The 11,657-nt window shown below is 70.6% G+C and carries 11 protein-coding genes; 5 read left to right on the forward strand and 6 right to left on the reverse strand.

The window, feature by feature from the left end; translation table 11 throughout:
• Positions 1-238: 238 nt before the first annotated feature.
• Complete coding sequence (locus OG246_RS37610) at positions 239-2,887, forward strand: cellulose binding domain-containing protein (protein WP_266473395.1); 2,649 nt, start codon at positions 239-241, stop codon at positions 2,885-2,887.
• Between the two features lie 51 nt (positions 2,888-2,938).
• Here OG246_RS37610 and OG246_RS37615 read toward each other — a convergent pair whose 3' ends face one another.
• Positions 2,939-4,810: a rhamnogalacturonan lyase gene (locus tag OG246_RS37615; protein WP_266473397.1), complete on the reverse strand. Its 1,872-nt coding sequence runs from the start codon at positions 4,808-4,810 to the stop codon at positions 2,939-2,941.
• 39 nt (positions 4,811-4,849) lie between these two features.
• Positions 4,850-5,818, reverse strand: a complete 969-nt coding sequence (locus OG246_RS37620; protein ID WP_266473399.1) for a YafY family protein — start codon at positions 5,816-5,818, stop codon at positions 4,850-4,852.
• A gap of 62 nt (positions 5,819-5,880) precedes the next feature.
• Between OG246_RS37620 and OG246_RS37625 the strand changes: the two genes are divergently transcribed.
• Both OG246_RS37625 and OG246_RS37630 read left to right on the forward strand, forming a co-directional pair.
• Positions 5,881-6,360 (forward strand): hypothetical protein, encoded by a 480-nt coding sequence (locus OG246_RS37625; protein ID WP_266473400.1) that lies wholly within the window; start codon positions 5,881-5,883, stop codon positions 6,358-6,360.
• Positions 6,357-6,830: a hypothetical protein gene (locus OG246_RS37630; protein WP_266473401.1), complete on the forward strand. Its 474-nt coding sequence runs from the start codon at positions 6,357-6,359 to the stop codon at positions 6,828-6,830. The genes OG246_RS37625 and OG246_RS37630 overlap by 4 nt, the downstream gene beginning before the upstream one ends.
• Here the strand turns inward: OG246_RS37630 and OG246_RS37635 are convergent.
• The 4 genes from OG246_RS37635 to OG246_RS37650 form a co-directional block, all read right to left on the reverse strand.
• The gene (locus tag OG246_RS37635; protein WP_266473402.1) at positions 6,805-7,557 is read right to left on the reverse strand and encodes a class I SAM-dependent methyltransferase; all 753 of its coding nucleotides are present in this window, start codon (positions 7,555-7,557) and stop codon (positions 6,805-6,807) included. The two genes, OG246_RS37630 and OG246_RS37635, sit on opposite strands and share 26 nt — an antisense overlap.
• A gap of 5 nt (positions 7,558-7,562) precedes the next feature.
• A complete protein-coding gene (locus OG246_RS37640; RefSeq protein WP_266473403.1) occupies positions 7,563-7,868 on the reverse strand; it encodes a 4a-hydroxytetrahydrobiopterin dehydratase in 306 nt (101 codons plus the stop codon).
• A gap of 126 nt (positions 7,869-7,994) precedes the next feature.
• Positions 7,995-9,173 (reverse strand): serine hydrolase, encoded by a 1,179-nt coding sequence (locus OG246_RS37645; protein WP_266473404.1) that lies wholly within the window; start codon positions 9,171-9,173, stop codon positions 7,995-7,997.
• A 128-nt stretch (positions 9,174-9,301) separates the two neighbouring features.
• Complete coding sequence (locus tag OG246_RS37650) at positions 9,302-10,369, reverse strand: ADP-ribosylglycohydrolase family protein (protein ID WP_266474988.1); 1,068 nt, start codon at positions 10,367-10,369, stop codon at positions 9,302-9,304.
• A gap of 36 nt (positions 10,370-10,405) precedes the next feature.
• Between OG246_RS37650 and OG246_RS37655 the strand changes: the two genes are divergently transcribed.
• Both OG246_RS37655 and OG246_RS37660 read left to right on the forward strand, forming a co-directional pair.
• Positions 10,406-11,236, forward strand: coding sequence for a helix-turn-helix domain-containing protein (locus tag OG246_RS37655; RefSeq protein ID WP_266473406.1), 831 nt, complete (start codon positions 10,406-10,408; stop codon positions 11,234-11,236).
• Positions 11,237-11,327: 91 nt separating this feature from the next.
• Positions 11,328-11,651 (forward strand): CU044_2847 family protein, encoded by a 324-nt coding sequence (locus OG246_RS37660; protein ID WP_266473408.1) that lies wholly within the window; start codon positions 11,328-11,330, stop codon positions 11,649-11,651.
• The last annotated feature ends 6 nt before the right edge of the window (positions 11,652-11,657 follow it).

Below are 11,657 nucleotides of genomic sequence, written 5' to 3' on the forward strand. Positions count from 1 at the left end.
TCGGGCCGTGTTTTGACTGCGGGTCCGTTGTGGCTGGTCGCGCAGTTCCCCGCGCCCCTGAAGGGGCGCTCCGCTACACGGTGTTTCCTCGGAACCGCCTGAAAGCTTCGCGTGCTCGGTCCCGTCACCTGACGACGGGGCCAACCGGCCGGGCGGCCCTCTCCCGCACTGAGGGCCGCCCGGCACTCACGGCTCATGGAGAAAGCGCTTGCCCTCACCCTCCGGAAAGGACCCCCCCGTGCGAAGAACCCGCATCCTCACGGCGGTGCTGGCACTGGCGGCCGGCCTGCTCGCGGGCACGCCGCCCGCGCTGGCCGCGCCCGCCTCCGCCAAGGCGGTCATCGCCGCCGACACGTACACCTGGAAGAACGCCCGGATCGACGGCGGCGGTTTCGTCCCCGGCATCGTCTTCAACCGCTCCGAGAAGAACCTCGCCTACGCCCGTACCGACATCGGCGGCGCCTACCGCTGGGTGGAGTCGTCGAAGACCTGGACCCCGCTGCTCGACTCGGTCGGCTGGAACGACTGGGGGCACACCGGGGTCGTCAGCCTCGCCTCCGACTCCGTCGACCCGGACAAGGTGTACGCGGCTGTCGGCACGTACACCAACAGCTGGGACCCGGGCAGCGGTGCCGTGCTGCGCTCCGCCGACCGGGGCGCCAGCTGGCAGAAGGCGGATCTGCCCTTCAAGCTGGGCGGGAACATGCCGGGCCGTGGCATGGGCGAGCGGCTCGCCGTCGACCCGAACAGGAACAGCGTGCTGTATCTCGGCGCGCCCAGCGGCAAGGGGCTGTGGCGGTCGACGGACTCGGGCGTCTCGTGGTCCCAGGTCACCGGCTTCCCCAACGTCGGCAACTACGTGCAGGATCCGACCGACACCAGCGGCTACGCCTCCGACAACCAGGGCATCGCGTGGGTCACCTTCGACGAGTCGACCGGTTCGTCCGGGAGCGCCACCCAGACCGTCTACGTCGGGGTCGCCGACAAGGACAACGCGGTCTACCGCTCGACGGACGCGGGCGCGACCTGGTCCCGGCTCCCCGGCCAGCCCACCGGCTACCTGTCCCACAAGGGCGTCCTCGACGCGACGAACGGCTATCTCTACCTCGCGTACAGCGACAAGGGCGGCCCGTACGACGGAGGCAAGGGCCAACTGTGGCGGTACGCGACGAGGACCGGGACCTGGACGAACATCAGCCCGGTCGCCGAGGCCGACACCTACTACGGCTTCAGCGGGCTGACCGTCGACCGGCAGCATCCGGGCACCGTGATGGCGACGGCGTACAGCTCCTGGTGGCCGGACACCCAGCTCTTCCGGTCCACCGACAGCGGCGGTACCTGGACGAAGGCCTGGGACTACACCTCGTACCCCAACCGGTCGAACCGCTTCACGATGGACGTGTCGTCCGCGCCCTGGCTGACCTTCGGCGCGAACCCCTCACCGCCCGAGCAGTCCCCCAAACTCGGCTGGATGACCGAGGCGTTGGAGATCGACCCGTTCAACTCCGCCCGGATGATGTACGGAACGGGCGCGACGGTCTACGGCACGGAGAACCTCACCAACTGGGACAGCGGAAGCCAGTTCACCATCAAACCGATGGTGCAGGGTCTGGAGGAGACGGCCGTCAACGACCTCGCCTCTCCCCCGTCGGGCGCCCCGCTGCTCAGCGCCCTCGGGGACATCGGCGGCTTCCGGCACACGGACCTCACCAAGGTGCCGCCGATGATGTACACCTCGCCGAACTTCACCTCGACGACGAGCCTCGACTACGCCGAGTCCACTCCGAACACGGTGGTGCGGGCCGGCAACCTCGACTCGGGTCCGCACATCGCGTTCTCGACGGACAACGGGGCCAACTGGTTCGCCGGGACCGACCCTTCGGGGGTGAGCGGCGGCGGCACGGTCGCGTCCGCCTCGGACGGCAGCCGCTTCGTGTGGAGCCCGGCCGGTACCGGCGTGCAGTACACGACCGGTTTCGGAACGTCGTGGTCGGCGTCGAGCGGGATCCCGGCCGGCGCGATCGTCGAATCGGACCGGGTCGACCCGAAGACCTTCTACGGCTTCAAGTCGGGGAAGTTCTACGTCAGTTCGGACGGTGGAGCGACCTTCACCGCGTCCGCCGCCAGTGGACTGCCGGGCGGTGACAGCGTGCGCTTCAAGGCCCTGTCCGGTACGAAGGGTGATGTGTGGCTGGCGGGCGGCGCGAGCGACGGCGCGTACGGGCTGTGGCACTCGACGGACGGCGGCGCGACCTTCGCCAAGCTGCCGGGCATCGAGGAGGCCGACACGATCGGCTTCGGCAAGGCGGCGCCCGCAGCCTCGTACCAGACGCTCTACGCGAGCGCCAAGATCGGCGGCGTACGCGGGATCTTCAGGTCGACGGACAAGGGCGTGAGCTGGACGCGGATCAACGACGATGCCCACCAGTGGGGTTGGACGGGCGCGGCCATCACCGGTGATCCGCGGGTGTACGGGCGCGTGTACGTGTCGACGAACGGGCGCGGGATCGTCTACGGCGACACGGCGGGCACTCCCGACGACGGCGGTGGAGGCGGTGGTGGTTCCGGGGCCTGCTCGGTGACGTACGGCATCACGAGCCAGTGGTCGGGCGGCTTCCAGGGCGACGTGAAACTCACCAACACGGGTGCCAGTGCCTGGGACGGATGGACGCTGAACTGGTCCTTCGCGGACGGACAGCGGATCACACAGCTCTGGAACGCCGAGTACACGCAGTCCGGTGCGGCCGTCACGGCGAAGAACGTGAGCTGGAACGGGAAGGTGGCGGCGGGTTCCTCGGTGAGTTTCGGCTTCACGGGGAGCTGGTCGGGGGCCAACAGCGAACCGGCCGCCTTCAAGCTGGGTGAGCAGAGCTGCGCGGTGAGTTGAGTTGAGCGGCGGAGGGCACGTGCCGGGCCCGGCACGCGCCCTCCTGTTCGGTTATGGCGTGTAGACCGCCGGGCGCGGCGCCGTCGCCATCCCGTTGCCGATGAAGAAACTCGGGTGCGGTGGCTGGTTGTAGGCGGTGTTCTGCCAGGCCAGGCCTGTGCGGTACATCGTGTCGTGGAGCAGGGTGGTGATCCTGGTGGTCGTCTCGGTCGGGGTCGAGTAGATGCGCAGGGCCGTGTTGGCCGAGGTCGGCCAGACGACCTCCTCGCGCCAGTCGCCGAAGAGGTCGCCGGACAGGGACGGGGTGGCCTTGGTGCTGTTGTTGGAGTGGACCGAGGCGCCGGTCAGCAGGCGGGTGTCGGACGACGTGCCGTACTTGTCGATGTGGGTGCCGTCGAGGAGTTCGCGGGTGGTGTCTCCGTCCCACCAGGACAGGAAGTTGACGGAGGACGGTTCGCGGCCCTTGGTGGCGCCGGCCTCGTCGCGGATGGAGGTGTCGGAGGCCGACCACATCTCGGCGCCGTCGTTGCCGGCGTAGATGTCCCCGGCCACTCCCCTGCCGTTGTCGCAGCAGGCCGCGAGGCTCCAGTTCACGGTCCCGTTGGCCGGGTTGATGTACAGCTCCGCCGGCTGGCCGCTCGACTCCGACACCTTGAAGTACTCCAGGCCCGCGTGCGAGGGGTCCAGGTCGCCCAGGTGCTGGGCGTCGCCGTGGCCGGTCTTCGTGGTCCACAGCCCGTTGCCGTTGTCGTCGACGGCCATCGCCCCGTAGACGATCTCGTCCTTGCCGTCGCCGTCGACGTCACCGACGGACAGGCTGTGCGAGCCCTGGCCGTCGAATCCCTTGCCGCTGTTGGTGGAGGAGTTGGTGTCGAAGGTCCAGCGGCGCGTGAACGCCCCGTTCCGCCAGTCCCAGGCGGCGATCACGGTACGGGTGTAGTAGCCGCGCGCCATGATGAGCGAGGGCCGGGCGCCGTCCAAGTAGGCGGTGCCCGCGAGGAATCGGTCGACTCGGTTGCCGTACGAGTCGCCCCAGGACGAGACCGTGCCGCGCGCCGGGACGTAGTCGACGGTGCCCATGGCGGCGCCCGTCTGCCCGTTGAACATGGTCAGGAACTCGGGTCCGGAGAGCACGTACCCGCTCGAGTTCCGGTAGTCGGCGGACGAACTGCCGATCACCGTGCCCCGGCCGTCCGTCGTTCCGTCCGCCGTCTTCAGGGCGACCTCCGCCTTGCCGTCGCCGTCGTAGTCGTACACCTGGAACTGCGTGTAGTGCGCGCCCGAGCGGATGTTCCTGCCGAGGTCGATGCGCCACAGACGGGTGCCGTCGAGCTTGACGCCGTCGATGATCGTGTTGCCGGTGTAGCCGGACTGGGAGTTGTCCTTGGCGTTCGTCGGCTGCCATTTGAGGACGAAGTCGAGTGCGCCGTCGCCGTCGAGCTCTCCGACGGAGGCGTCGTTGGCCTCGTAGGTGTAGGCGACTCCGTCCGGAGTCGTGCCGCCCGCGGGCGGGGTGATGGGCACGTCCTTGTATCCGGTGCGGAACTGGATCGCGTGCACCGAGTCGCCCTGCTCGACGCCGCCCACGACCGCGCGGACCGTGTAGTCGGCCGAGTTGGGCGCACCGGAGTGGAAGTAGTTCGTGGAGCCGGTGATCGGGGTCGAGTTGACCTTCGTACCTGCGCGGTAGACGTTGAACGACACGTCGTTCGGGTCGGTGCCGAGCCAGCGCCAGCTGACGAGATTGCCACTGCCCGTATAGACGCTGACAACGCCTCGGTCGAGGGCCTCGACCTGGCGGGCGGTGGCGGCCTCGGCGGTGCCCGGGGTGAGCGCGGTGAGTCCGGCGGCGACTAGGGCCGCCGTGGCGATCACGGCCGAGAGTGCGGCTCTTCGGGTGCTGTGCGGATGCGGGTGCTGCACGTGACGTACCTCCTGAGAGGACGGACGGTTTCCGAACCCTCAGTCGTCGCCGCTCACCGCGGAGTTGCCGTATCTCTCGGCCAGTTCCACGGCCGTCCGGGCGATCCGCTCGCGCAGCTCGGCCGGTGCCAGGACCTCGATGTCCGTGCCCAGCCGCAGGAACTCGGCGTGCGCGTGGCCGATCGACTCGATGGGGACGGTGGCCTGAACCCAACCGTCCCGGTCCGGGCGGCCGTTGGCCTCGGCGGCGCGGCCGGCCGGGCCCGTCAGCTGTACTCCCGGCGCGATGCGGACGACGGCCTCGCCCTGGTGCAGGCGGTCGTGGAAGTCCCTCTGGTACGCGGTCCAGTACGCGGCGAGACCGAAGTCCTCGGGGCGGGTGAACTCCTCGTCGGAGACTGCCAGTTCGAGGATCTGGTCGACCCGGAACGTACGCGGTCCCGGGCCCGCGACGACATACCAGCGGCCCGCTTTCAGGACGAGGCCGTACGGCTCCAGGCGGCGCCGCACGTCGGTGGGTGTGCGCCAGCGGCGGTAGCGGATGTGCAGGACGCGGCTGTTCCACACGGCGTCGGCGACGGCGGGGAGGTACGGGGTCTCGTCGGCGTCCGCGTACCAGCCGGGCGCGTCCAGGTGGAAGCGGCCGCTGATCCGGTCGGCGTGCGCGCGCAGCTCGCCCGGGAGTGCGGCGCGCACTTTCAGCTGGGCGGCGGCGAGGACCGAGCCGAGTCCGAGTTCGGCGGCGGGTCCGGGGACGCCGGCGAGGAACAGTGCCTCGGCCTCTCCCTCGGTGAGCCCGGTGAGACGGAGGCGGTAGCCGTCCAGGAGCTGGTAGCCGCCCGCGTGCCCGGCGTCCCCGTACAGCGGCACGCCCGCCGTGTGCAGCGCGTCCACGTCCCGGTACACGGTTCGCACCGACACCTCCAGCTCCTTGGCGAGCTGGCTGGCGGTCATCCGGCCGCGGGTCTGGAGGAGCAGGAGGATCGAGACGAGGCGCGCTGATTTCACCTCTCCAGAATCCCAGACTTCACTGACAGAAGGTGTCAGTGGAGTGGGCCTAGCTTGCTCGCATGGCCTTCAGGGAGAAACTGCTGACCGTTCCGCCGCCGATCGAGGTGGCGGGCCGGCGGATCAAGCGCTACCACGTGACCACCGACCCGGCCGGCATCACGCCCGACGTGGAGAAGGCGGCGTACGCGATGCTGCCCGCACTGCTCCCGGAGCCGGACAACACCCCGCCCGCGACCTTTGTCGTGCTGCACCGGGGCGGCGACGACGGCGCCTACCTCAACGCGTACAGCTGGGTGTGGGACAACGTCCTGCACTTCCGGGGCGCGTCGGCGGGTCAGCCGGTCCTCGGCTGCCCGGACCGGGACCCGACGCACTTCATCACACCCGACCTCCCGTGGATCGGCTGCGTCTGGGAACTGCCGCCGATCCTGCACGAACGCGACGCCTGGGTACGGCACTTGCTCGCGCCCGAAGTACCCGATCTCGACGCCTACATCCACGACACCCTCCCCGAGGGCACCACAGGAGACCGCTCATGAGCACCGCGCACGACTTCGACTTCTTCCACGGCGAGTGGGACGTCCGCCACCGCCGCCGCACCGACTTCCTCGACGCGGACAGCGACTGGGAGGAGTTCGCGGCGACGAACCGTGGCTGGAGCCTCTTCGACGGAGCCGGGAACATCGACGAGATGGACGTTGCCGTCCAGGACTGGAAGGCGCTCACCCTTCGGCTCTTCGACCCCGCGACGGAGGAGTGGTCGCTGAACTGGTCCACCAACCGCACCGGCAAGCTGTTCCCTCCGGTGACCGGACGGTTCGGGCCCGACGGACGGGGCGAGTTCTACGGGGACGACACGCATGACGGCAAGGACGTACGGGTGCGGTTCGTGTGGTCGGGGATCTCCGACAGCACGGCGCGCTGGGAGCAGGCCTTCTCCGTGGACGGGCAGCGGACGTGGGTGACCAACTGGGTCATGGACTTCACGCGGAGGGCTTCGGTTTCCTGAAGGCCAGCAGGGTGAACTCCGGGTCGGGACGCGGGAGTCGCTGACGAGGGAGCGCCGCGAGGCGGGTGGCGAACCGCTCGGTCACGGGGTCGTCCGGCGCCAGTTGCGTGAACCAGCCGCGCCGCAGGTCCGCCACCGTACTGTGCGGGCTGCGCCCCTGGCCGTGGCCCCGGAACCGGGCCCGGCCCGCCGGGACGAGTCCGTGCCCGAGGGCGTACGACTCGACGCGCTCGGCGCCGTCCTGGGCGGGGCGGCGCGGACGCGGGGCGAGTACGGCGTCGATGTCGCTGCCGACGTCGTGCGCGGCGGCCTTGTCGACGGTGGTGACGTACACCCCGCCCGGCCGCAGCACCCTCGTGCACTCGGCGACGATGGCCCGGACGTCCTCGGGGCCGTCGACCAGATGAAGCAGCCACACGCTGGTCACGGCGTCGAACTCCCCGTCGGGGAAGGGCAGTCGGCGGCTGTCGGCGAGGACCACGGCGCCCGGCATCCGCGCCGCCGCCATCCGCGCCATCCCGTACGCGGCGTCCACGCCCGTCACCCGCAGGCCCGGCCTCCCGGCGGCCAGGCGCCGGGTCACGATCCCGGTGCCGCAGGCGACGTCGAGCAGTGTGCGGGTGTCTTCGGGGACGAGGCCGAGTACGGCATCGGCGGCCGCCGTGGCCCTCGGCTCACCGCCTCGCGTGGCGTCGTACTCGTCGGCTTCCTTGTCGTAGTCCAGCATGCGGATCAGTGCGCACCGTGCCCGGGAGCCAGGTCCTCCACCCTGCGGGCGAGCGTGAGGTCGAGCTCGGTGACCGCGCCGCCGACGCTGTGCGTGTTCACGGTGAGGGAGACGGTGTTGTAGCCGAGGGTGAGGTCGGAGTGGTGGTCCAGTTCGTCCTGCACCTGGGCGATGTGCACGACGAGCGCGGTCGCCGCGAAGTGCGAACCGAGCCGGTAGGTGCGGGCGAGCCGGTCGCCGTCCAGGGACCAGCCCGGCAGGTCCGCCAACTGATCCTCGATCTCCTTCTGCGACAGCGGTTCGACGGGCATGACCTGGCTCCATTCGTACGACGAGGGGGCGCGCGGGGCTGTTTCCCAGCGTGCCACAGACGCCGGAACTCGGCTCCGGGGGCTCGGAGAACTCGGCCGCCCTGAGCCTCGCGCCGACGCCTCCGCTCACGGGCTGCTGGGGTCCCCGGCGCACAGTGCGTGGTCGATCAGGGCACTGGCCGCGTTCTCCTGGGCCAGGATGTGTTCCGGGGTGTCGCCGCGTGCCTCGGACATCGAGACCACGGCGCTCCGACGGCCGTCGTCGGTGACGCCGTTGAGGGTGATGTAGCCGCCGTCCCCGCCCTCATGGCTCCAGTAGGTTCCTCCGCAGGTCAGGGGGCGTTCGACCAGGCCGAGCCCGTATCGGCCGCCCGGCCACCACTGCTGGAGGTCCGCGCTCACGGGGACGGTCTGCTTCATCTCGGCGAGCTGCCGCGGCGGCAGCAGGCGGCCCGCGAGCAGCGCGCGGAGGAGGCGGTTCTCATCCCGCGTGGTCGTGGCGAACGAGATCTCGTGGCCCACCGCGACCTGATCGGTGACGTTCACCAGGGAGCCGGGGCCGAAGAGCTGGTAGGCCTCGGCGTGCGGCCGGGGCAGGGCGGAGGAAGTGCCGGTCCACCGGGTCCGGTCGAGGCCGAGCGGGCGCAGGACGCGCTCTTCGATCTCCTGGTGGGCGGGTTGACCGGTGACCGTCTGGATGATCATGCCGAGCAGGACGTAGTCGGTGTTGGAGTACGCCCAGCCCTCGCCGGGCGGGAAGTCCGGCGCGTGGGCCATGGCGCGGGCGACCAGCTGCTCGGAACTGTGGACGTCGTGGCGCTGCTGGTAGTACTCCTCCGGTGTGGTGTATCCGGGCAGGTCGTCGTGGATGCCGCTGGTGTGCTGGAGCAGTTGGCGGAGGGTGATCCGGCTGCCGTCGTTGCCGTTGCCCCGCACCACTCCCGGCAGCCAGTGGTCGACGGTGTCGTCCAGGGACAGCCCGCCCTCGGCCTCCAGTTGGAGGACCACGGTGGCGACCAGCGTCTTGGCCGTGCTGGCCATGCGGAAGTAGCCGTCGGAAGGGACCGGGCGGCCGGTGCGCAGGTCGGCCGTGCCGCTGGTGGCGACCGACTGCCGGCCGTCAGGTGCGACCGCGCGGGCCTGCACTCCGCTGACACCGAGGGCGTGGATCGCCTCGGTGTCCCGGCGTAACCGGTCTGTGGCGGAGGAACCCGCGGGCCGGGCCACGGCGGTGGCCGCCTCGGCGGCGAGCAGCATGGCGGTGGCCAGAACCAAGGCGAGGCGCGTGCGCGAAGTCGGAGTCATGGCCGAACGCTAGGTCCGTCCCCGGGGCGGAGACGATCCGGCAGGCCTCAGGATCGGAACGGGGGATATCCCCCAGTGGGGAGGGAAGGGCTCCCGCCGGACGAAGCCCGCCGCGCCACCCCTGCGGCTCAGCGCCGTACGCACTCCGCCGCGAATTCGTCCGCCAGGACGGTGATCGTGGCGCGCCCCTCGATCCGCTCCAGCCACTCCTGCGGGAGCCCGTGGTCGCCGTGCCGGGCGCCGAGGAGGTTGCCGCAGATGGAGCCGGTGGAGTCGCTGTCTCCGGAGTGGTTGACGGAGAGGAGGAGGGCGTCGGCGACGTCGGGGGTGGCGAGGGCGCTGTAGACGCCCATGGCCAGGGCCTCCTCGGCGATCCAGCCGGCGCCGAGAAACTCGAGCTTCTCGGCGGTCGGGGCGCCTTCGGAGGCCAGGTCGAGGGCCCTGGTCAGGGCGGCGGTGGTCTCCTCGTGCCCGGGGTGGCGGGCCAGCAGCCGCAGGGCGCGCAGCACGGCGCTCTCCAGGGACTCCCCGGCGACCAGACGGACGACGATCGCGGCGAGCGCTCCGGCGGCGTAGTACCCGGTGGGGTGGCCGTGGGTCATCCGGGCGCACCGCGCGGCCATCCCGAAGGCGAAGTCGTCCGAGGTGGGGGCCAGCCCGAAGGGTGCCGAGCGCATCACGGTCCCGCACCCCTTGGAGCCGGGGTTGACGGGTCCGGGCGGGCCGAGCTCGGTCATCGGGTCGGGAACGTGGTCCTGCTCCTGGAGCCCGGAGAGGCAGGCGTTGCCGGGCGCCCGGCGTGCGTACAGCCAGCTCTGCGCGGCGAGTCCCCCGTGGACGTCCGCGGCGGGCCCGGGCTGCGTCTGGGTGTCCAGCCACCGTCCGTACGCCCACCGCACCAGCCGCGGCCAGCCGCCCCCGATGCCCTTGAGCCGTTCACGCGCGTGCGCCTGCTGGAGGCCCTCCACCGTGAACAGGGTCATCTGTGTGTCGTCGCTGACGCGTCCCACGACCCCGTCGCCGTCGGGGACCAGTCCGGTCACTCCGCGGGGGCCGTGCGCCGCGCGGATCCGGTCCAGTGAGTCGAACTCGATCGGATAGCCGAGCGCGTCGCCGATCGCCCCGCCCAGCAGACAGCCCCGTACCCGTGCCCGGTAGACCGCCTCGGCCTCCCAGCCCAGCCGCCCGTTCTTCATGTCGTTCACGCACCGCTCCTCGACTACCGTCCTCGTATGAGCATTGTCGCTTCCGGTGCCTCCGCGCTCCCAAGTGCCCCCGACGGCAAGGGCATCGGCCCGCTTCTGCGCGGCTGGCGGGAGCAGCGGCGGGTGAGTCAGCTGGAGCTGGCGCTGCGGGCCGGTTCGTCGGCCCGGCACATCAGCTTCATCGAGACGGGCCGCTCCCGCCCGAGCGAGGAGATGGTGCTGCGCCTCGCCGAGCACCTGGAGGTCCCTGTCCGGGAACGCAACGCGCTGCTGCTGGCCGCCGGCTACGCGCCCCACTACCCGGAGACCCCCCTCGACGACCCGGCGATGGACGCCCTGCGCGAGGGCATGGAGCGACTGATCCAGGGCTACGAGCCGTACCCGGCGCTGGTGGTCGACGCCACGTACAACGTCCTCGCCGCGAACCGGGGCATCGTCATGCTCCTGGACGGTGTCCCCGAAGCCCTTCTCGCGCCCCCGCTGAACGCGATGCGTCTGACCCTGCACCCGCAGGGCATGGCTCCGCGCATCCGCAATCACCGCGCATGGCGCGACCACCTGCTCGCGCAGATGGACCGGCAGATCGCCCTGCGCCGCTCGGAGCCGCTGCGCGCCCTGTACGAGGAGGTGGCCGCGTACCCGGTCCCGGACCCCACCCCGGAGGACCAGCCCCTCGACGCCGTCCCCTACTTCGCGCTCCCGATGCGGATCGAGCACGACGGCCGGATCCTGTCCTTCATCTCGTCCATCTCGACCTTCAACACCCCGATGGACGTGACGGTCTCCGAGCTGGCCATCGAGACGTTTCTCCCCGCGGACCCGGCGACGGCCAAGTACCTTCAGAATCTGCATTCTTGACGTGACATCAACTACCGTTTTCCCGGTCGGCCTTCAACGCCCAAGGCCTTCCACGGCCGGAATGCGGGAACCGCACATCAGGGGGAATCGCATGGCAGAGCCCGTAGACCAGGCCTCGACCGGTGTACTCGTCCAAGTCGTGGATCTTGAGAGCGGTCGCGAGATCGCCTGGGGATCCAATGTCGCCGAGACGTTGAGAAACCGGCTGGGCGATATTCGGGACGCCATCCATGCGGGGGCTGAATCGGTCGCCGGCGGTCTCGGCAATCTGCCCGGTCGGGAGGGCTGGGAAGTCGGCGAGGTTTCGGCCACCTTCGGAATCACACTCACGGCCGAGGCCGGGGTGATCCTTTCGAAGGCGTCCACCGAGGCGACGTTCGAGGTGGCGATCACTTTCCGCCGCCGTGAGGGATAGAGCACC

Origin of the sequence: Streptomyces sp. NBC_00620 (genome assembly GCF_026341825.1) — a bacterium.
Classification (GTDB): domain Bacteria; phylum Actinomycetota; class Actinomycetes; order Streptomycetales; family Streptomycetaceae; genus Streptomyces.

Excerpts from the sequence above, each read along its gene's own strand:
- OG246_RS37640 (WP_266473403.1), bottom strand. The coding sequence starts at position 7,868 with ATGCCCGTCGAACCGCTGTCGCAGAAGGAGATCGAGGATCAGTTGGCG.
- OG246_RS37655 (WP_266473406.1), top strand. The coding sequence starts at position 10,406 with ATGAGCATTGTCGCTTCCGGTGCCTCCGCGCTCCCAAGTGCCCCCGAC.
- OG246_RS37625 (WP_266473400.1), top strand. The coding sequence starts at position 5,881 with ATGGCCTTCAGGGAGAAACTGCTGACCGTTCCGCCGCCGATCGAGGTG.
- OG246_RS37645 (WP_266473404.1), bottom strand. The coding sequence starts at position 9,173 with ATGACTCCGACTTCGCGCACGCGCCTCGCCTTGGTTCTGGCCACCGCC.
- OG246_RS37635 (WP_266473402.1), bottom strand. The coding sequence starts at position 7,557 with ATGCTGGACTACGACAAGGAAGCCGACGAGTACGACGCCACGCGAGGC.
- OG246_RS37630 (WP_266473401.1), top strand. The coding sequence starts at position 6,357 with ATGAGCACCGCGCACGACTTCGACTTCTTCCACGGCGAGTGGGACGTC.
- OG246_RS37650 (WP_266474988.1), bottom strand. The coding sequence starts at position 10,369 with ATGAAGAACGGGCGGCTGGGCTGGGAGGCCGAGGCGGTCTACCGGGCA.
- OG246_RS37660 (WP_266473408.1), top strand. The coding sequence starts at position 11,328 with ATGGCAGAGCCCGTAGACCAGGCCTCGACCGGTGTACTCGTCCAAGTC.